The following is a 20,588-nucleotide window of genomic DNA, read 5'->3' as shown; positions in this document are numbered from 1 at the left end:
GTCGGTCAGTTCTCCGTGTTCGTCAGCAGGGGCAGGGACAACGTGTTCGCGAGCCGTCCGCGAAGCACTTCGGCGTGCGCGGTGGCTTCCGCGGCCGAGCGCAGCTTGACGTCTTCGTAGCCGCGGATGCCGTCGGGAAGCCGTGCGATGTCGAGCACCGCGGCCTTGTTCTGCAGTTTCAGTTCGTCCATCGCGGACCGGACGAGGTCGGTGTACCAGCCGATGAGACGGCGTTCCTCCTTGCGCACCCGGTCGCGTCCGAACGGGTCGAACCACGTTCCGCGCAGGCGTCGCAGCCGGGTCAGCGCGGTGAAGGCGGGGTTGAGCCACCGCTCGGAGACCGAGATCTTGTTCTTCATCCCCATCGCCCGCAGCATCGGCGGGTGCAGGTTGTACTTGACCTTCGTCGTTCCGGCGAAGACGCTCGCCGCTTTCTGCTCCCGGCTCGCGCGCAGGTGCAGCCGGGCGACTTCGTACTCGTCCTTGTACGCCATGAGCTTGTACAGGTTGCGGATCACCTCCCGGGTGATCACCAGCCCGGTCCGCTCCCCCAGCTTCGCGCGTTCGCGTTCCGCGACGTCGAGGACGATGTCGACATAGCGCCGGGCGTAGTCGACGTCCTGGTAGGCGATGAGCTCCGCGATCCGCACGGCCAGCAGCCGCCGGTCCTCTTCGGACAGTCCGCGGACGCGCTCGTTCAGGGAGTCGTAGGCGGCGCGGTCATTCTCCCTCAGCAGTTCCCGGTTGTGCCGCCGCTCGGCGTCGGCGTCCCGCGCAGGCGGCGAGATCAGGTCGCGCACCCGGCCCGGGTCGCTCATGGCCAGCCTGCCGTACCGGAAAGCCTGCAAGTTCTGGACCTTCGCGGTGCCGTTCGAGCTCGATCGCGCTTTCGATCGCCGTGGCGGAGATGGGGAGCAGCCCGGCTTGGTAGGCGGCGCCGAGGGTGACCATGTTCGTGGCCAGGTGGTCGCCGAACACCGTCTCGGCGATCGCGCGGGCGTCCACGGTGACCACTCGCGAGCTGAAGCGGGTGACCGCGTCGGCCATCGGGTCGACCGAGACCTCCAGCCGGCTGTTGCGGATCATCTCGCCGCTGGGCAGCAGCCCGGTGTTGATCACGGCCGCGGTGTGCTCGGGCGAGCAGCGGTCCAGGTTCACCGGGTCGGCCGCGGCCATGGCGTCGGCCGCGAGGTAGAGGTCGGCCTTGGCGATCCCGACCTTGTTGCCGGCGACGCGGGTGCCGCGCGGGCTGAGCACCAGGCTGCTGAGCACCGCACCCCACTTCTGGGCGGCCCCGGTCTGGTCGTAGCTGACCGCCTCGGCGCCGTCGATGAGCGCGGCCCACGCGAGCATGGAGTTCAACGTCAGCACGCCGGTGCCGCCGACGCCGGGGATGAACACGTGGTACGGCCGGTCCAGCACCGGCAGATCCGGCTCCGGCAGCTCGGCGGCTTCCACCGCGGTGTAAGCGGGCTTGGCGAGGCCGTCCTCGCTGTACACCGTCAGGAAGGAGGGGCAGTCGCCCTTCAAGCACGAGTGGTCCTGGTTGCACGAGGACTGGTGCACCTGGGTCTTCGGGCCGAACTCCGTGTCGTTCTTGTGCAGCGACATGCAGTTGGTGAGTTCGCCGCAGTCACCGCAGTTCTCGCACACGTCTTCGTTGATGACGACGAACTTGCTCGCTTTCGGGGCGGTGCCGCGCTTGCGGCGACGACGGCGCTCGTTCGCGCACTCGCCGTCGTAGAGGAAGATCGTGACGCCATCGGTCTGCTCCAGGTCGCGCAGCACCGTCTCGACCGCGTCGGCGCCGTGCACGGACGCGATCGAGGGCAGGTCGGCCTTGCGGTAGACCTTCGGGTCCTCCGCGATGATCGCGATCTTGGTGACGCCTTCGAGCGCGAGGAGCTGGGTCAGCTTGGGGACGTCGGACGCCCCGATCGGCTCCTGCGCACCGGTGTTGGCGACCGCGCCGTTGTAGAGGATCCGGTAGGTCATCTTCACGCCGGCGGCGATGGAGAACCGGATGCTCAGGTAGCTGGAGTGGAACAGGCTGCCGTCGCCCTGGTTCTGGATGACGTGGTCCCGGTCGGTGAACGGGCTCAGGCCGATCCAGGCCACGCCTTCGCCGCCGAGCGGGAACGTCGCGTCGATGCGCCGCTCCGGCTGGTCCATGATGGCGGCGAAGATGTGGCAGCCGGGCGCACCCCACGCGACCTGGCCGTCGAGGACCTTCGTCGAGACGTTGTGCGGGCAGCCCGAGCAGTAGTTGGGCGCGCGCTTGGCCGTGGCCGCGTAGTCACGCGCACGCGTCTTCTCCAGCTCGTCGACGCGGCGGGTGATGCTGACGCGCTCGCGGATCCGGGCCCGCAGGATCGGAGCCAGCCCGGTGGCGACGGCGTCGGCGTCGAGACTGCCGTACTCGGCGAAGCGGGGCTTGCCGTCGAGATCGCGCTTGCCGTGCACCCGCGGTGCGGCCGCGAGGTTGCACACCGCGGCCTTCACGGCGTCTTCGAGGATGGGGCGCTTTTCCTCGACGACGAGGACCTCGTCGAGCCCCGCCGTCGCCGAGCGGATGAAGTCGCCGTCGAGCGGGTACAGCGCGCCGACCTTGATCAGCCGGATCCCGGCCGCACGCAGATCCTCTTCACCGATCCCGAGGTCGTTGAACGCCTGCCGGGTGTCGGCGTAGCTCTTCCCGGCGGCGATCAGGCCGAGGGTGTCGCCGGAGCCGCGGACCGGGACGTCGTCGAGGCCGTTGGCCCGGACGTAGGCGATCGCGGCCGGGTGGCGCTCGGTGAACACGTGCCGCTCGGTCTCGACCACCGCGCCGGGGAAGAACTGGTGGTCCTGCCGCTTGCGGAAGGGCTTGCCGTCGATTTCGAACTCGGGCACCACGATCCGGTGCTGATCGGGCGAGAGGTCGATGGTCTGGCCGCCGTCGCACAGCTGGCCGATGAGCTTCATCGCGACCCAGCAGCCGGAGAAGCGGGACATCGCGACCGCGTGCTGGGTGTAGGTGAGGAACTCCGCCACCGAGGACGGGTAGAGCACCGGGATGCCGGCGTGGGCGAACGCGTACTCCTGCTCGTACGGCAGCGAAGAGCTCTTCGCTTCGTGGTCTTCGCCGCTGAGGATGACGACGGCGCCGTGGGTGGTCGTGCCGCCGAAGTTGCCGTGGCGCAGCGAGTCCCCCGCGCGGTCCAGGCCCGGGCCTTTGCCGTACCAGAAGCCCGTCACCCCGTCGAAGCGGCTGTGCGGGTAACGCTCCAGCAGCTGCGTGCCCATGAGCGCCGAGGCGGCGAGTTCCTCGTTCTGGCCCATCCGGTGCACGATGTCGTGCTCGGCGAGGAGCCGGCGGTTCTGCTTGAGCGCGAGGTCGTAACCACCCAGCGGCGAGCCCGGGTACCCGGTGATGAAGGTGCCCGTCCGGAGTCCGGCGCGGCGGTCCCGCCGGGCCTGGTCCACCGGGGCGCGGACCAGCGCCTGCACGCCGGTGAGGAAGACGCGGCCCTCCTCGAGCCGGAACCGGTCGTCCAGCGCGACGCCGGTGTGGTGGGGCCGGGTGGCCGTCGATCGTCATGCACGCTCCAGGTCTTCGTAGGCGACGAGTGACCGAGAGCGTCTCTCCGCGACAGCCGGGTTGTCCGTAACACGCGATACGCCGGGGCGAACCCGGCGGGTGAATTCCGGTCAGGGCCGGTAGTCGCCCGCGACCTCCCGCAGCGCGGGGAGGTTCGGCAGCACGAGTTCCCGCCCGTGCCGGCGCACGATGTCGTCCTCGACGAACTGGGCCAGCACGCGGCTCATGGTCACCCTGGTCACCCCGACCAGCAACGCCAGCTCGTCCAGCGAATACTGCACCCGCAGCCGGACCGACCCGTCGGCCTGGACGACGCCGTAGGCCTCGACCAGGTGGTCGAACAGCAGGGCGACCCGGCCGTGCGCGGGCAGGCCGTCGGCGGCGACGTGCATCGCGAACAGCCGCGACTTCCGCGAGACCCGCCGGGTCATCTCGAGCAGGATGTCCGGCCGGTGCCGCCCCGCGTCGACGATCGCCCGCAGGCTGATGGCCAGGACTTCACTGTCGGTGATCGCGACGCAGGAGGCGTAGCGCGGGAGGCCGTCGAAGCAGGTCGACTCCCCGAACCCGGCACCCGGCTCGGCGTAGGACAGCACCCGCTCGGAGCCGTCCGCGCGGGTGAGGTAGAGCCGCAGCCTCCCGTGCACCACCTGGTAGAAGTACTCCGACGTCGAGCCCTGGCGATAGACGAACTCGCCGGCGCGATAGCAGCGAGGCTCGCCCAGCGCCGCGATGCTTTCGGAGATCGACGGGTCCTCAGTCAGCAGGAACGGTGAGGTGATCGACACCGCGGGCGAGCGGTCACCGCAGCCCGGACGGGGCTCGGAGTGGGCCGTCGTCATGGAGAACCTCCTCGCGCCACCGTGCACGACCAGGCGATACTATCGGTCGTTAGTAGAGCGTGGTAGGTGCTCGGCCCGAGCGCCGGTCACGACGGCCGCGGCACGAGGCCCATCCGTCGCATCAGGAAGGCCAGCCAGTGCGTCACGTGGGTGACGCCTTCGGACCTGCTCGTGGCCGTTCCGTGCCCGACGTTCTCCCAGACGCGGAGCAACACCGGTGCCGTGGCTCCCTTCGCGGCCTGGGCCCGCGCGATGAACTTGCGCGTCGGTCCGGGCGGGCACGCGACGTCGGCGCCGCCCGCGTGCACGTAGAGCGCCGGGTAGGCCACGTCGTCCTCGACGAGCTGGTACGGCGACATCCCGGCGAGGCGGGCGACGTCGTCCGGGTCGCCGAGGTCGCCGAACTCCGCGGTGATGGCGAACCGGCCGTAGGGGTGCCGGTGGCAGCCGATGATGTCGAGGACCGGGCACTGGGCCACCACCGCCGCCCACAGATCCGGGCGTTGCGCGAAAGCGGTCCCGGCCATGATCCCGCCGTTGCTCCAGCCGGTCACCGCGAGCCGGCCGGGGGTGGTCACCCCGGTGGCGACGAGGTGTCCGGCGATCGCGTAGAGGTCGTCGTAGCTGTTCTGCTTGTGCTTGAGACGCCCGGCGTCGGCCCAGTCGGAGCCGAGGTCGCCGCCGCCGCGCTGGTGGGAGATGACCAGCGCGCCACCGGCCTCGACGAACGCCGCCACCGGGCCGGGGAACTGCGCCGGCCACGCGACCCGGCCGCCACCGTAGGCGGTGACGAGCGTCGGCAGTGGCCGGCTGCTGTCCACACTTCCCGGCAGCACGAGGTGGTAGGGCACTTCGGTGCCGTCCGCGGACCGCGCCCAGCGGAGTGAGACCGTCGCGCCGGGGAGGTTTACGCGCGGGGCCCGCAGCGTGTCCACCTGCCCGGAGCCCAGGCGGTAGCGGTACAGCCCGGGCGACGACGTGGGCGTCGAGAACAGGAAGACGAACTCGTCCGGGTGGCCGTCCGGCGCGATGGCGGCGGTCGGGAGCACCTCGAGCGGCAGCGCGCCCCGGCCGGGCAGCGGTACCTCTTCGAGTTCCCGTCCGTCGCGGTCGAAGACCCAGGCGCGCGCTTCGGTGTCGACCGAGCCGGTGACGGCCAGGCGGCCGCCGATCAGCCGAACCTGGCCGAGCACACGACCGGATTCCGGGACCAGCTCGAGCCAGGTGGCCGGGTCCGAGGGCGCCGGCGCGTCGAACGGGATCGCGACGATCCGGCCGCGCGGTGCGCCGTGGTTGGTGACCGCGACGTAACGGTCGCCGTCGATGACGCCCACCACCGAGGCGTCGAGTCCCTGGACGAACGGCCGCCACGATCGGTCCGGCAGGTCGCACACGTACTGCGGGAGCGGCCAGACGGCGGTCACGACGGCGTACTTGCCGTCCGCGGCCACCTGGACGGTCGGTCCGTGGGGGATCTCGATCGGTTCGGGTTCGGTGGCGGGCTCGCCGCCGACCGGGTGGAAGTAGACCCGGAAGGCGAACGACTCCGCGGACAGGTCGCCCGCCGTGTAGAAGAACCCGGAGCTGTCCGGCAGCCACTGCGGGGTGACCAGCGGCCCCATCGTCGGCTGGGGGATCCGGTCCGGCAGCCGAGCGCCGGTTTCGGCGTCCAGCAACCAGATCTCGCCGAGTTCCGAGCCGCCCTCGCAGACCCCGAGTGCGACCGTCCGCCCGTCCGGGGCGGGCGTGATCCACGAGATCTGCCGGGTGCCGTCGTGGTTGGGGTCGTAGAGCACCCGCCCGGGGCCTTCCGCGCGGTCGGAGACCACGAGGGCCGCCCGGTCCGGGTAGTCCGGTGCGGGCGTCCGGTCGAGGCGGAACCAGCGGCCGCCGGCGAAGCGCGGGGCCGGCTCGACCATCCAGTTGGCCGAGCCGGTGCCGTCCGCGACGCACCGGTCGACCGCGGCCCGAAGCGCGGCCAGGTGCGGCCAGCCCTCGACGAACGCGTCGGTGAGGGAGTTCTGCGCCCGCTGCCACGCTTCCGCTTCCGCGGAGTCGTCTTCCAGCCACCGGTAGGGATCGGGGAAGCTGAGGCCCATGACGGTGTCCTGGGCATCGACGGTTCTCGTCACCGGGTAGTCCATCAGCCCATCACCGTCCCCGAGGTCGTGTTCTTGGTGCGCCGCCGGGAAAACGCTCCCAGATCGATCTCCAGCCCGGTGCGTGGCGCGCGGAACCGCACCGGCGATACGTCGTGGTCGGCGCCGTTCTCGACCCGTTCGATCAGCTCCGCCAGTACCTGGCCGACCACCGGGGCGTTCTTGAACTGGTTGCCGCTGGTCCCGATCGCGACGTAGAAGCCGCCGAGGTCGGTGCGGTCGTAGATCGGCGTCCAGTCGTCGGCCACGTCGTAGACCCCCACGACGCCGCGCGGGCGGTTCGGCACCGCGAGGTCCGGCAGCCGACGCGCCGCCCGCGTCACCTGGGCCTCGAACACCGCGGCCGTCGGGTGGACGTCGACGGCGTCGGGGTCGTCGACCCACTGCAGCGGATCGCATTCCGGCTCGGTGCCGCCGACGAGCAGGTCGCCGCCGACCTCACCGCGGAAGTAGGTGCCGAGATCCAGGTCCCCGACGGCGGGCCCGCGGTACCCCGACGGCACCGGCACGTGCGCGACCTCCTGCCGCATCGGACGCAGGCCGACCGTGAAGTCCGCACCCACCCCCGCCAGCCGGTTCACCGCACCCGACCACGGGCCCGCCGCGTTCACGACGACCCCGCACGGGATCCGGGTGCCGTCCGCCAGCCGGACCGCCGCGACGTGCCCGCCCGACTTCTCCACGGCCGTCACCGTGCCGCGGAAGCGGAACTCCGCGCCTTCGGCGGCCGCCGCGGCGGCCAGGTTGACCGCGGCCAGCGCCGGATCCGACACGTACCCGGCGTCCGGGGTGAAGACGCCGCCGAGCGCACTCGGCGCGTCCTCCCAGAACGCGTCGTCGTCGAGGCGTTTCGGCGGCCAGTACCGGCCGGTGTCGATCCCCGGGATCCGCTCCGCCAGCGTCGCAGCATCCCATTCCTCATAGGGGACACCGATTTCGTCGAACAGCGGAAGCCACGACGCGCGCGGTGCCGCGTCGACGTCCAGCATGACCAGACCGCACCGGCGGAACCGCGCCAGGTCGCCGACGTCGTGGCCGAGGTGCCCGGCCCAGTCCCGCCACCCGAACTGCGCTTCCCACGCCATCGCCACCCCGGCCGCGGTCGAGAAGTTGAAGCGCACCACCGCGCTCGACGCCGACGTCGACCCTTGTCCCGCGCCGGGAGCGCGGTCGAGCACGACGACCTTCCGCCCCGCCCGCGCGAGCTCGAGCGCGATCGACGACCCGATCACGCCGGCCCCGATCACCACCACGTCCACCATGCTTGCCCTTTCACCGAACGGAAAACCGTGGCGCCCGTTTCGGGCGCCCGGCGCGACACCGCGTCAGGACGCGGGCATGTAGCGCTCGAACCACTGCAGCACCCGGGCGAGGAAGTCGATCTGGGCGGGGAAAGCCCGTACGCCGTGGCCTTCCTCCGGGTAGATCACCAGCGCCGAAGGCACCCCGTGCGCGCGCAGGGCCTGGTGGAACTCCCGGGCCTGGCCGGGCGGCGTGCAGTTGTCGAGCGCGCCGGCGACGTTCAGGCACGGCGTCCGCGCCTTGCTCGCGTGCAGCACCGGGCTGCGGGTGTGCGCCAGGGTGCCGGGCAGCTCCGGATCCGCGCCGAGAATGCGGTTTCCCCACGCGGCGATGTTGCTCGTGAAGCTCTGGCTGTACCAGTTCGTCACCGGCGAAACCGGCACCGCCGCGGCGAAGCGCGTGTCCTGCGTGACCAGCCAGGACGACATGAACCCGCCGTAGCTGCCGCCGATCAACCCCACCTTCGAGCCGTCGACGAGCCCGCGTTCGACCAGCGCGTCGATGCCGGAAAGGAAGTCGTGGGTGTCGGCACCGCCCATGTCCCCGACGACGCGTCCGGCGAACTCCTGTCCCCGGCCGCAGCTGCCGCGCGGGTTCGGGCTGAGCACGGCGTAGCCCTGCTCCACCAGCAGCGGCACCCACGGGTACCGCATCGACCAGGAGTTCTGGTACGCCCAGACCGGGCCGCCGTGGATGCTCACGACCAGCGGGAACGGCCCGTTTCCCGCCGGACGGCAGAGGATCCCGTCGATCTCCAGGCCGTCGGGCGCCGTCCAGGTCACGACCTCGGCCTTGCCCGCCACCGTACGCACGAACTCGGTGCCCGGGTGAGCCACCGAGGCGAGCGGCGCCGAGCCGCTCAGCACCAGCAGCGGCGCCTGCTCGTAGGAATCCCGCACGGTCAGCACGCGACCGTCGGCGGTGAACGAGCCCTGCGGGAGAAAACCACCGGCGGAGCACGAAAAATCCGTGGACAGCACTTCCTCGACCGCGCCGCCGGGGATCCCGATGACCCCGGCCACCGAGTCGAGCCGGCGCAACCCGACGTAGCCGAGTCGCTCGGCGTCGATCCACTGCAGGTGCGTGACATCGGCGCCCCGCGTGTCGAGCCGCCGCACGGCGCCGGTCGCCGTCTCGACGAGCAGCACGTCACCGGCCACCAGCCACCGGTCACTGCAGACGGCCTCGACCACGGTCACCCACTTGCCGTCCGGGGACCCGGTGGGCAGCCCCAGCTGCACGTCGCTGCCGAGCAGCTGGCGGGCGTGCCCGTCGAGGTCGATCAGGCTGAGGTGGGCCGTGTACCAGTCGTCCTCGCCCGGCGCGACGGACGCGATGGCCACGACCCGGTCGGCACCGCACCAGCCGGCTTCCCAGCAGTTCAGCCCGGCCGGCGACACCTGGGTCAGCTCGCCGGTCGAGACGGTGAGCACCCACAGGCTCCGCCACCCGGCGTCGTCGGTGCCGTCGTCCACCTCGGGAAACCACGAAGGCCGCTCCCGCGCCTGCTGCGAGTTCCGGCCCGAGCCCTGCCCGCCGGAGAGCTCGGCGCCGAGCCCGGCCACGCCGAGCAGCAGCTTGTCGCCGTCGGGCGACCAGTGGACGTACTCGACGGTGCCGGGCACCTCCGGCGCCGGCCGCGCCTCGCCGAAGTGGTCGCCGTCGAGCAGGTGGAGCTGGAAAACACCGGCCTGACGACGGTCGGACAGGAACGCGAGCGTCCGCCCGTCCGGCGAAAACCGCGCACCGCGCGACGAGCCCTTCCCAGACGTCACCGGCCGCAGCTCACCGTCTTCGGCCGTGTACACGGCGGTCCGGGGCAAGCCCACCAGCTCGTCGAACACGGCGCCGGTCACCGCGGTCCGCGAACCGTCGCGAGTCACCTGGGGCTCACGCATCGAGTGCGGCAGCCCGAAAGCGGGCTCGTGCACCGCCCTCAGGTGCTCGGTGACCTTCCGCTGCGCCACGGTCAGGACATCGGGAAACTCCGTCGGGATCGTCGCGACGCGCTGGGCCGTCGCGTAGGCATCAGCGACCCGCTCGGTGACCGAAACATCGCCGGCCGTCGTCAAGTTCGCCTCGACCGGCTCACCGCTCCGGGCGGCCCTGCTCCCCCGGATCACTTCCGTCCAGTCACCGAAGTAGGTGAGATCGGCGTCGCGCGGCGGCTCGAGGGAGAACCGCGCGCCGGAACGACGATCGAAACGCAAAACCCAATGCGCTGTGCCGTCCGGGCCGCCACTCAGCTCGTAGGCGATTTCGTAATCCCGGTCCAGCGCCGCACACGCGGCCAGCACCTCATCGGAAGCCGCCAGCAGCTCGTTCATCCGGGCGACGTGCTCGTGGGACATGAAAACCAGATCCGACACCTGCTCTCCTCCTGCCGGGTGGATCGACCGGCGTGTGTTCGGGACCGCCGCGCGGTCGCGTGAATCGTCTGCGGTGACGAGCTCGGGAGATCAGCCGTTCAGGTAGCTGTCCACGTTGCGCTCGACGGCGGTGAGCGGCAGGGTGCCGCACCCCAGCACGACTTCGTGGAAGTCGCGCACGTCGAACCGGCTGCCCAGCGCGCGTTCGGCGGTCCGGCGCAGCTGCCAGAACTTCTCCGAGCCGAGCCGGTACGACAGCGACTGGGCGGGCAGGTCGGTGCCGTAGCGCAGGACTTCGGAGGCCACCTGGGCCGGCGACTCCATGGTCATCGAGGCCAGGTAGGCGCGGGCCTTGTCCTCGGGCCAGCCCAGCAGGTTGAGCCCGGTGTCCACGACCAGCCGCTGGGCCACGAACCGCTGGTGCAGGCAGGCGCCGTAGCGGTCCCACGGGTCGGTGTAGAGGCCCATTTCGAAGCCGAGCGAGGCCGCGTACTCGGCCCAGCCCTCGGTGTAAGCGCCGAAGAACTCCGCCGCGCCCTGCGCCTGCAGCGGGTGCAGAGTGGCGTCCTCGGCTTGCCGGGCCAGGTGGAAGTGGTGGCCGGGCACGAGTTCGTGGAAGATCAGCGCGGCGGCCGAGATCTGGGCGCGGTCGGCCAGGCCGGAGCCGTTGAACCGGTACCGGCCGACCGGGTTCGTCGCGATGGGCGGCTCGTAGTAGCCGAAGGTCATGCCCGCTTCCAGTTCCGGGTCGAGCCGCTGGACGCCGAAGGCGGCCCGCGGCCGGACGCGGAACCACTGGTCGAGCCGGGGTTCGATGGCGGCGATGTGCCGGCGGTAGGTGGCGGCGACGTGCTCGGCGTCGGGGGCGTGGAAGCGCGGGTCGGCTTCGAGGACAGCCCGGTAGGCGGTCTCGTCGCCGTCGAAGCCGGCCTCGCGGCGGATCTCCGCCAGCTGCGCGGTCAGCCGCTCGACCTGAGCCAGGCCGAGTTCGTGCACGTCGGCGGGATCGATCTCGTAGGTGGCGTACTGGCGCACCAGCCTGCGGTAAGCCTCGGCACCGCCCGGGTACTGGCCGAGCCCGACGCCGTCGACCGCGCGACGCGCGCCCGGTCCGTCCAGGTAGGTGAGCACCCTGTCGAACGCGGGCAGCAGCTCGTCCACGATGAGCCGGTCCACGCCGTCGACCAGTTCACCGCGGGCCGCGGCGTCGAGATCGGCCAGGCGGGACTCGGCGGGCCGCAGGAACTCGGCGGCGGCGCCGCGCTGAGTGCGGACGGTGGACAGGAAGCCGGGCAGGGCCGGGCGCGGCAGCCCGATGCCCCGGTCAGCCTGCCCGGCGAGCTTGGTCCGCGCCGCCTTGACCGTGCGCGTGAAGTCGTTGACCAGCGACAAATAACGCTTGACGTCGTCGCCGGTGGCGAAGGTGAACGGGCGGAACACCTGCTGTCCAAACACGGTCCAGGTGAACGTCTGGTAGGGCGCGACCGGAAAGCTCCACCAGTAGTCCTCGTCGGCCCCGGCCAGCTGGCCGGCCAGCTCGCGCACCACGGCGGCGGTCGAGGTGCCCGCGGCGGACCCGGGCAGCCGGTCGAGTCCGGCCAGCAGCCGCCGTCCCAGTGCGGCGGCGTCGACCGCCTCCTCGTGGGTGCCGCGGGGAAGCTGCGTGACCGGCTCGCCCGCGTGCAGCGCGAAGTGCGGCTGGGTCCGCCGCAGGTGCGCCCACAGCTCGTCGGCCAGTGGATCAGTCGGTTGCGCCATACCGGCGAACTTATGGCCACGGGTGACCGGCCCGAAATCGACAACGGTCGCGTGTTGCCCGCCGGCCGCTGCACGTTCGTCGCGGTTCAGCCGCCGAGCTGGTCGCGGTAGGCGGCGGCGATGACGCGCAGCTTGAGGCCCAGGTGCAGCATGAGCCGGTCGTCGCCGTTGTCGAGGCTGTAGCCGGTGATCTGCTCGACCCGCTTGAGCCGCTGGTAGAGCGTGGCCCGGTGGATGCGCAGCGCGTCGGCGGTACGCCGGACGTTGCCGCCGTGGTCGAAGAACCCGGTCAGCGTGTCGAGCAGGATGTGGTGGGCGTCCTCCCGCTCGATCGCCAGCAACGCCGGCACCTGCGCGGTGCCGAGCAAGTCGGACGGCGGCAGCTTCAACAGCAGCTCGTAGGGCCCCAGCTCGCCCCAGCGCGCGAGGTCGCCGATGCCGGGCAGCAGCAGCGCGGCCCGCGCGGCCAGCAACGCCTCCTGGTAGGACCCGAGCACGCCGTCGAGCTGGGTGGCCGTGCCGCCGAGGCCGAAGACGGGACGCGAGCCGCCGTCGGTGAGCTGCCGGAACCGGCTGGTGATCCGCTCGGCCACGGTGTCGGCCAGCGCCCGGGCCGGCGGGTGCCGGTGGACGAGCAGGAGCCAGCCCCGCGACCGGTTGGCCACCATGAGCGCCACGTCGTCGGTGACCGCGCGCACGCCGTCTTCGATGGCCGCCTCGAAGGCGACGTCTTGCGGCGGCGCGGCCGGCTCGGCGGTGCGGCACTGCACGGCGAGGACGGTGAAGTGGGTGCGTTCATCGCCGAACAGCTGCTCGGCCCTCAGATCTTCGATCGCCTGCGCCCGCATGGCGGCATCGGGCGAAACGAGTTCGCGCAGGATGCCTTCGTGCCGCGCTTTGGACCGTTCGTGCAGCAGCAGCCGCCGGTAGAGCACGGTGCCTGCGGCGGCCGCGGCCTCGGCCGCCGCGGCACGCTCGGCCGCGGTGAAAGAGCCGTCCTCGTCGATGAGCCACAGGTAGCCCAGCAGCATGCCGCTGCACCGAACGGGCGCGCACAGCCTCGGCTTGGCCCCTTCGACGTCGACGACGCCGGGCGCGGTCCAGGCGGCGACCCCCCCGGGCGAAGATGCCGGCGGTGACCTCGGGCGGCACGGCCCGGTTGAGCACCGAGCTGACCCGCACCTCATCCTCGTCCCCGAAGTGCCGGCTGGCGGCGAGCAGCCGGATGGCGGGGTCGTCGATGGCCACCGAGCGGCGCAGGCGTTCGGCCAGTTCGTCCACGATGGACTGCAGATCACCGTCGGACATCGCGCCCACTCCACTCCTCTTGCGTGGAGCACCGACGCTACCACCGCCCAGGGTGGATCGAGGCCGGATCCGTGCCCGTCCACTGTGGAATCACTGCCCGAGCGGCTCAGCTTCGCTGGTGCGCAGGGATCAACGTGTCGAGTTGCCGGAGCACCCGCTCCACGGCGTCGGCGCGTCCCTGGGCGCGATAAAGCTCCAAGGACTCCTGCCAGGCCGTGCGAGCTTCGTCGATGCCCCCGAGCGCGACGTGGGAATGGCCGAGGTTGTCCAGGGTGTCCGCCGCGCCGTTCGTGTTGCCGAGCCGGTGTTGCAGGGCAACGGCCTGCCGGTACTTGCGGATGGCCCGGTCGTACTGACCGCTGTGGTGGTCGATGTAGCCGAGACTGTCCAAAGCGGCCGCTTCACCGTCGATGTTCTCCTGGTCGCGAAACAACTTCAGAGCGGCTTCGCAACGAGAGCGCGCGACGGCGAATTCGCCGAGGACGGCGTTGCACCAGCCCGCCGCGTTGAGCGCCTCCGCTTCCTTGCTCGGCTCGTCGACGCCGCGGAAGTGCGCGAGCGTCCGTTCGGCGTGCTGCAGCGCCCGGCGGAAATCGCCGCGATATCCCCACGCCCGGGTCAGCAGCCGGTGGGTGTGGGCCTGCTCCGTGGCGTCACCGTGGTGTTCCGCGAGCTCGAGTGCGCGGTTCAGGTGGCCGATGCCTTCCTCGTGGTGTTCCACCTGGCAGTACGCGTACCCGAGGAGCCGGTGGGTGCGGATGGGGATGGCCGGGTCGGCCGTGGCCAGGTGCCCGGCAGCCTCGAGCGCGGTCAGCCACGTCGTGAGGGACTCGTGCCGGAGGCCCTGCCGGAGCTGGAAAGTCGCCAGAACCCAGGCGAACTGCCAGGCCGTCTCGTGCCACCCGTGCCGGGCCGCGGTCCGCTGGGCGGCCAGCAGCTGCTCGTGCTCGGTGGTCATCCAGGCCGAGGCGCTCGAGACGTCGGCCAGGTGTTCCGGGCTCACTCCCGCGGCCGGGCTGCCGAGGGGCATCAGCGGGGCGTAGGGATCCAGCAGCCGGTCGGCCGCGTGCGCCGTGTGCAGGTAGAAGTCGACGACCCGGCGCAGCGCGGCCGTCCGTTCGTCCTCGGGAAGGGCTCGCGCGGCGTCGGCGGCGTGGCGCCGGATGAGGTCGTGCATCGAGTAGCGACCGGCTGTGTTCTGTTCGACCAGCGAGGTTTGCTCCAGGCCGCGCAAGATCGCCCGGGTTTCGTCCGCGGACAGTCCGGCCAGCGCGGCGGCGGCCGGCAGGCCGATTTCCCGGCCGGGAGCCGAGGCCAGTAGCAACCACACGGTGAGCCGGCCGGGGGCGAGGGCGCGGTGCGACCAGGCCAGCACGTCGGTCAGGCTGGCGGCGGGGTCGTCGCCGTCGAGGGCGGCCAGGCCGAAGTCACGCAGCTCGGCGGCGAGGGCCGCGAGCGGGAGCCGGGGCCGGGTCAGCGCGTGCCCGGCGAGGATGTTCAGTGCCAAGGGGAACCCGCCGCACAACCGGACGAGTTCCTCGACCGCCGCCGGTTCCGAGGCGGTTCGCGCCGCGCCGAGACTGCCGGTCAGCAGCGCGCGGGCCTCGGCGCCGTCGAGCACGTCCAGCGGCAGGTGGCGCGCGGCGTGCCCGCTGAGCAGGCCCGGCAGCCGGTTGCGGCTGGTGACCAGGACCGTGCACGGTCCACCGCCGGGCAGCAACGGGAGCACTTGGGCCGCGTCGACGGCGTTGTCGAGCACGAGCAGCATCCGTTTGCCCGCCACCAGGCTGCGGAACAGCGCGGCCCGGGCGTGCGGGTCGACCGGGACACGACCGGGCTCGACGCCGAGTGAGCCGAGAAAGCCGCGCAGTGCCACGGCGGGGTCCATGGGCTTGCCCTCCGGGCTGAAGCCGCGCAGGTCCACGAACAGCTGCCCGTCCGGGAAGCGGTCGAGTCGCCGGTGCGCCCAGTGCAGGGCCAGTCCGGTCTTGCCGATTCCCCCCGCCCCGGCGATCGCCGATATCACCACCGTGTCGCCCGCGTCCACGACGTCCAGTCGGTCCAGCACGTCCTGGCGGCCGACGAACGACGCGGGGGCGGCGGGCAACTGCCGGGGCGTCACGAACGTGCCCGGCGACTCCGTTTTGCCGGCCAGGGCCGGATCCGCGTTCAGGATCTGCCGGTGCAGGTCCTGCAGAGCGGAGCCCGGTTCGATCCCGAGCTCCTCGACCAGCCGCTCGCGCAGCCGCCGGTAGTGCTCGAGCGCGTCGGCGGTGCACCCGGCCTGGTGCAGGGCCAGCATGCACTGACCGGCGACCCGTTCGTCGAGCGGATGCGCCCCGGCCCGCGCGACCAGTTCGCCCACCAGATCACCGCCCTGGCCGAGGCGGAGCCGGACGTCGGCCAGCTCGTGCAACGCGGCCAGCCGCTCCTGCTCCAGCCGCTCACGTTCGGTCTCCGCCCACTCACCTTCGAGCCCGCTCAAGGCAAGCCCCCGCCACAGTCCGAGTGCTTCGGCCAGCGATCGCACCGCCGTGGCGTCGTCGGCATCGGCGCGGGCACGGGCGCGCAGGCCGCGGAACCGGTGCAGGTCCACCACCACCCGCTCCGGATCGTGGGTCAGGCAATAGCCACCCGACCGCCGCACGACGGCCACACCCGCCACGTCCGCCAGGGCCCGGCGCAACCGCGAGATGTAGCTGTGCAGCGAGGTACGGGCACGCAACGGCGGCTGGTCCCCCCAGATCCGGCCGATGAGCCGGTCGTCCGGCACCACGGAACCGGCATCGATCAGCAACGCCGCGAGAACGCATCGCTGCCGCGCCGCGCCGACGTCGATCGGGGCGCCGTCGAGGACGACCTCGACGTCCCCCAGCACGTGGAATTCCGCCATCAGTCCCCCCGCAGTCGGTCTTCCGTGGCCAGGAATAGCAGCCCTGACCAGCGGATTCAAGGGGAACGCAAGAAATCGGTCCAGTCGGCAGGACACCGTCGTGAGGTGCCGTGGTGGTCACGGCCGCGAATTCCTCAGCGGGGGGACGATCGATGAACGGTTTTCCGAAGAACGGACGAGGACTGGCGCGCGCGGCCGGCGTCGCGGCGCTCACCCTGGCGGGCTCGGTGACGCTGGCGGTCGGCTCCGCCGAAGCGTCGGTCTGGCGGTGCGGCGGGCAGTGGTGCAGCAGCGCGGTCGCGAACGCCCCGGTGTACCAGTACATCGGCGGCCCGTACTTCTACACCATTCCCCAGGGCGCCATCGTCGAGATCAACTGCTACTTCGATGACTCCGCCTCCGGCATCTGGTACCTCGCGAACCGGCCGGGCTACCGCGAAGGCGTGGTCCACGGCAACAACCTGGCGACGGGGCACGACCCGAATCCCAACATCGCCCCTTGCGTGTAGCCAACCTTCGCAGTCCATCGGGGAGTCGTCATGCGCACTCTGTCCCGGCCGCCGGGCCGCCGGACCACCGCCGCTCTGCTCGCGCTGGGGCTGGCCTCGGCCGCCCTGCTCGCGCCCGCGCGAACAGCCACCGCGTCAGCCTCCGCCGCGACGCCCGAACCGGCCGGAAGTGCCGTGCCAACGGCGCAACGGGCGGAGGTGCTGGGTGCGGGCTGGCGTGACACGGCGGACAAGGCGGTCGTGACGAGCGGGGACGCCACCGGTCTGCACGTCCTGGCCGCCGACTCCGCCGACGGGTACGCGTGGCGGACGATCGCGACGCTGTCCGAACCCGGCATCGAAACCGACCAGTGGATCGGGAACACGTGCGTCACCGGTTCCGGGCAGCGCGCGGTGGTCGTCTACGCCCCGCGCCATTTCACCAACCGGGACTACCTCGCCGAACGCGGCGGCTTCGTCGCGGTCGTGGACCTGACCAGCGGGGCCGTCACGAAGCTCCCGATCACGACCAGCCTCGCTTACTTCAACCCCGGCTGCGGAACCGGCGAATCCGCGGTCCTGACGCAGGGCGGCGGTGACAGCCTGCAGAAGACCCGGCTGCACGTCCTCGACGCGGCCACCGCCAAGCTCGGGACCCCGATCGTGGTCGAGGGCCAGGTGACGTCGCCGGTGCCCACCGGCCGCGGGATCGTCGCGGCCGCGGGCAACGCGGTGGTGTCGGTGGCGCCGTCGGGACGCACCACGGTGCTCGCCGAAGCGGCGGGCGTCCCCTACCGGATGGCGGCCGACCGGGACGGCGGCGTCGTGTTCCTGCAGAGCGGGGACGACCGGCAGGCGCAGGCCCGCCGCCTGGTGTTCGACGCGGCGGGCGTGGCGACCACGACCACCCTCGCCACCGGCGAGGTCACCTCGCTGGGGATCAGCGCCGCGGCGCGCGGGGCCGTGGTCCTCACCGGGACGGGCACCCGCGCCCAGTCCGGCGCGCTGCCCGGCGGGGTTCGGGTGAACAGCGTGGCCCGCACGGCGCGGATGTCGCTGACCGGCGCGATCGCGGTCACCGCCGTGTCCCCCGCGGACCGCCGCGACCCGAAGCTCACGCCGTCCGACCGGGCCGCCGAACTGCCCGTCGACATCACCGCGACGGCTCTCGCGACCGGCAAGGAGTTCACCCTGACCGCGCTGCCCACCGCGATGGGTGGAGCCGGCGCCGAACTCAGTCCCGCGCTGAGCTCGGCCGTCGCCGCCGGGGACCCGGCCGATCCCGCGGACGCCGGCCTGCGCACCTGTGCCGTGCCCCGCAACGACCCGCGCGACCAGGCGATGCAGCCCAAGCCACGCCAGGTCGAGTGGGCGGTGGACCAGCTGGTCACCGACAGCCTGCACGTGTCCCGGCCGGCGAACTGGAAGAACCTGGGCATGCCCGCCTACTCGGTCGACAGCGCCGGGCAGACGGACCTGTCCGGTGGCGGCCACATCCCCGCGCAGGTCCTGCTCGGGATCAGCCTCGCCGAGTCGAACATGTCCCAGGCGGCCTGGTTCGCGGTCCCCGGGGTGACGTCCAATCCGCTCATCGGCAACTACTACGGTGTCGAGGATCGGTCGGGCGACGTCTCCCAGTGGCTGATCGACTTCGCGCACGCCGACTGCGGCTACGGCGTCATGCAGATCACCGACGGCATGAAGCTGAACGGCCAGACGACCGACGACCAGCGCGCGATGGCCCTCGACTTCGTGCGCAACGTCCTCCAGGGCCAGCGCATCCTCGCCGGCAAGTGGAACGCGCTGCACGACGACGGCGTGCTGCTCAACGGCGGCAACCCCGCCTTCCTGGAGAACTGGTTCCTCGCCCTGTGGGCGTACAACTCCGGCTACTACCCGAAGAGCCAGGCGAGCGCGAACGACGGGGCCTGGGGCGTCGGCTGGTTCAACAACCCGATCAACCCCCGCTACGACCGGGGCCGGGCACCGTTCATGAAGAACCCCGACGACGGACGGCACCCGGGCGACTGGCCCTACCCGGAAAAGGTGCTCGGGTACGCGGGCTACCCGGTCCAGCTCATCGAATCCCCCGACGTCATGGTCCCCGCCTTCCGCCCGGCCGGGTGGAACCGCGACGACTACCGGGACTCGGTGAAGCCACCGGTCGGCCAGTTCTGCGGCGGCATGAACGAGTGCAATCCCGCCAACGCCGGCACGGGGGTCGATCCCTGCCTGCGCGCGGACTTCAGGTGCTGGTTCCACGTGTCGACGGCGTGGAAGCCGGGCTGCACCCCGGACTGCGGGATGCAGTTCATCCGGTTCGACCCCGGCTACGCCTACCAGGACGACGGGACCGCCTACCCGCCGAACTGCGGTTTCACCGGCCTGCCCGACAACGCCCGGATCATCGACGACGTCGCCGCCGCGGTGCCGTCCGTCCGCCCCGGGTGTTCGATGGCCTACCCCGAGGCCGGCGGCTTCCGGTTCGACTTCGCCGGCGACGGGCTCGGCACGTACCGCGGCAAGATCGACGTGCACCAGATCGGCACCGGGTTCCGCGGCCACTTCTGGATGAGCAACACCTACGGCGGCTCGATCATGCGCGCCAGCGGCACGTGGAGCTGGCGGGACCCGGTCGGCGGGTGGGGCCGCGTCCTCGTGCACCTGCCCCTCGTGGGCGCCCGCACCCAGCAGGCCCGCTACGAGATCGACCTGAACGGCGACGGCGTCTTCGACAAGACGCGCTACCTCAACCAGGAAATCCAGCACAACGGCTGGGTCTCCCTCGGCGTGTACAACCTCACCGGCGCGCCGAAACTGCGGCTGTCGAACATCACCCACGACGGCAAGGGAACCGAGCGCATCGCCTGGGACGCCGCGGCCGTGCAGCCGTTGCCGCGGAAACCGCAGCACATCGTCGCCGCGCTCGGCGACTCGTACGCCTCCGGGGAAGGGGCGGGCGGCTACTTCGCGGAGTCCGACAGCAACCACGGCACCCACCGGTGGAACGCCTGCCGGCGCAGTGCCGGCGCCTGGCCGAGAAAACTGGTCCTGCCGGGCACCGGCCAGAGCCTCGGCGGCCTGTCGGACGGCTTCCACCCGAACTTCGAACTCGGTTTCGTCGCCTGCTCCGGAGCCAAGACCTGGAACGTCACCGGCTCGGACGGCGGCACCCCCGTCCACCCGTGGTCGTGGGACGACCCCGAGCGACACGACACCGGTGAAGGCCAGTTCCACGAGATCGCCCAGATCGACTCGGGTGTGCTCGACGAGAACACGACCCTGGTCACCCTCTCCCTCGGCGGGAACGACGACAACGCCTTCGTCAACGCGGTGACCGAATGCTCGGGTCTCGGCAGCTGCGCCGACGACGACACGTACCTGCCCCGGTACAAGGACATCATCGATCGCACGAAGACCAAGCTGGCCTCCACGGTTTCCCTGATCCACGCCAAGGCACCGAACGCCAAGATCGTCCTGATGTCCTACCCCGAGCTGTTCAGCCGGACGGTGAAGTGCGCCGGCTCCGGGTACGTCGGCATGCCGGAAGTCGCGGCATTGGCCGAACTGGCCGGGTACACGGCCGCCAAGCAGAAGGAGGTCGCCGACGCCGCGCGCGCCGCCGGCGCACCGGTGTACGCGGCCGGCACGATCGGCGACTTCGTCGGTCACGGCGGATGCGACTCCGTCGAATGGCTCCACAAGATCAGGATCGGCGCGAACGGTGAAGGCGACTTCCACACCGGGGACAAGTCCAGCCCGTTCTGCTTCGGGTTCTCGGAAGTGGCCTGCTTGAGCCGGGAATCGTTCCACCCCAACGGCGACGGCACGACGGGTTACGCGACGGTGCTCCGCCGCAAGCTCGACGAAATCGGCTACCCCTGACCGA

Annotated in this window: 10 protein-coding genes and 1 pseudogene; 2 read left to right on the top strand and 9 right to left on the bottom strand. The window is 71.6% G+C overall.

Annotated features, from left to right (window positions below):
- Positions 1–5: 5 nt before the first annotated feature.
- The 9 genes and pseudogenes from QP939_RS35025 to QP939_RS34985 form a co-directional block, all read right to left on the bottom strand.
- Positions 6–818 (bottom strand): DUF6537 domain-containing protein, encoded by an 813-nt coding sequence (locus QP939_RS35025; RefSeq protein WP_285450606.1) that lies wholly within the window; start codon positions 816–818, stop codon positions 6–8.
- Positions 721–3,555: pseudogene (locus tag QP939_RS35020) on the bottom strand (indolepyruvate ferredoxin oxidoreductase family protein); the annotation flags it as partial. The gene QP939_RS35025 and the pseudogene QP939_RS35020, both read right to left, overlap by 98 nt.
- A gap of 135 nt (positions 3,556–3,690) precedes the next feature.
- Positions 3,691–4,422: a Crp/Fnr family transcriptional regulator gene (locus QP939_RS35015; RefSeq protein WP_285450605.1), complete on the bottom strand. Its 732-nt coding sequence runs from the start codon at positions 4,420–4,422 to the stop codon at positions 3,691–3,693.
- Positions 4,423–4,508: 86 nt separating this feature from the next.
- On the bottom strand, positions 4,509–6,554 hold the full coding sequence (locus tag QP939_RS35010) for a prolyl oligopeptidase family serine peptidase (protein ID WP_285450604.1): 2,046 nt from the start codon (positions 6,552–6,554) through the stop codon (positions 4,509–4,511).
- An 11-nt stretch (positions 6,555–6,565) separates the two neighbouring features.
- Positions 6,566–7,843, bottom strand: a complete 1,278-nt coding sequence (locus tag QP939_RS35005) for an NAD(P)/FAD-dependent oxidoreductase (RefSeq protein WP_285450603.1) — start codon at positions 7,841–7,843, stop codon at positions 6,566–6,568.
- A 63-nt stretch (positions 7,844–7,906) separates the two neighbouring features.
- Positions 7,907–10,252, bottom strand: a complete 2,346-nt coding sequence (locus QP939_RS35000) for a S9 family peptidase (RefSeq protein WP_285450602.1) — start codon at positions 10,250–10,252, stop codon at positions 7,907–7,909.
- A gap of 90 nt (positions 10,253–10,342) precedes the next feature.
- Entirely contained in the window at positions 10,343–12,010 is a 1,668-nt protein-coding gene (locus QP939_RS34995; RefSeq protein WP_285450601.1) for a DUF885 domain-containing protein, read from the bottom strand.
- An 86-nt stretch (positions 12,011–12,096) separates the two neighbouring features.
- The gene (locus QP939_RS34990) at positions 12,097–13,041 is read right to left on the bottom strand and encodes a PucR family transcriptional regulator (protein ID WP_285450600.1); all 945 of its coding nucleotides are present in this window, start codon (positions 13,039–13,041) and stop codon (positions 12,097–12,099) included.
- Positions 13,042–13,424: 383 nt separating this feature from the next.
- The gene (locus tag QP939_RS34985) at positions 13,425–16,211 is read right to left on the bottom strand and encodes an AfsR/SARP family transcriptional regulator (protein WP_285450598.1); all 2,787 of its coding nucleotides are present in this window, start codon (positions 16,209–16,211) and stop codon (positions 13,425–13,427) included.
- 152 nt (positions 16,212–16,363) lie between these two features.
- Between QP939_RS34985 and QP939_RS34980 the strand changes: the two genes are divergently transcribed.
- On the top strand, positions 16,364–16,720 hold the full coding sequence (locus QP939_RS34980; protein ID WP_285450597.1) for a hypothetical protein: 357 nt from the start codon (positions 16,364–16,366) through the stop codon (positions 16,718–16,720).
- A 30-nt stretch (positions 16,721–16,750) separates the two neighbouring features.
- Positions 16,751–20,584, top strand: coding sequence for an SGNH/GDSL hydrolase family protein (locus QP939_RS34975; RefSeq protein ID WP_285450596.1), 3,834 nt, complete (start codon positions 16,751–16,753; stop codon positions 20,582–20,584).
- Positions 20,585–20,588 lie beyond the last annotated feature (4 nt).

This window comes from Amycolatopsis nalaikhensis, assembly GCF_030264295.1.
Taxonomy (GTDB): Bacteria; Actinomycetota; Actinomycetes; order Mycobacteriales; family Pseudonocardiaceae; genus Amycolatopsis; species Amycolatopsis nalaikhensis.
Note: the sequence above shows the minus strand (reverse complement) of the source record. Positions and strands in the feature narration are given on the sequence as shown.

Bases quoted from the DNA above. Each gene is read 5' to 3' on its own strand.
- QP939_RS34985 (WP_285450598.1), bottom strand. From the start codon at position 16,211: ATGGCGGAATTCCACGTGCTGGGGGACGTCGAGGTCGTCCTCGACGGC.
- QP939_RS34995 (WP_285450601.1), bottom strand. From the start codon at position 12,010: ATGGCGCAACCGACTGATCCACTGGCCGACGAGCTGTGGGCGCACCTG.
- QP939_RS34975 (WP_285450596.1), top strand. From the start codon at position 16,751: ATGCGCACTCTGTCCCGGCCGCCGGGCCGCCGGACCACCGCCGCTCTG.
- QP939_RS35005 (WP_285450603.1), bottom strand. From the start codon at position 7,843: ATGGTGGACGTGGTGGTGATCGGGGCCGGCGTGATCGGGTCGTCGATC.
- QP939_RS35015 (WP_285450605.1), bottom strand. From the start codon at position 4,422: ATGACGACGGCCCACTCCGAGCCCCGTCCGGGCTGCGGTGACCGCTCG.
- QP939_RS35025 (WP_285450606.1), bottom strand. From the start codon at position 818: ATGAGCGACCCGGGCCGGGTGCGCGACCTGATCTCGCCGCCTGCGCGG.
- QP939_RS34980 (WP_285450597.1), top strand. From the start codon at position 16,364: ATGAACGGTTTTCCGAAGAACGGACGAGGACTGGCGCGCGCGGCCGGC.
- QP939_RS34990 (WP_285450600.1), bottom strand. From the start codon at position 13,041: ATGCTGCTGGGCTACCTGTGGCTCATCGACGAGGACGGCTCTTTCACC.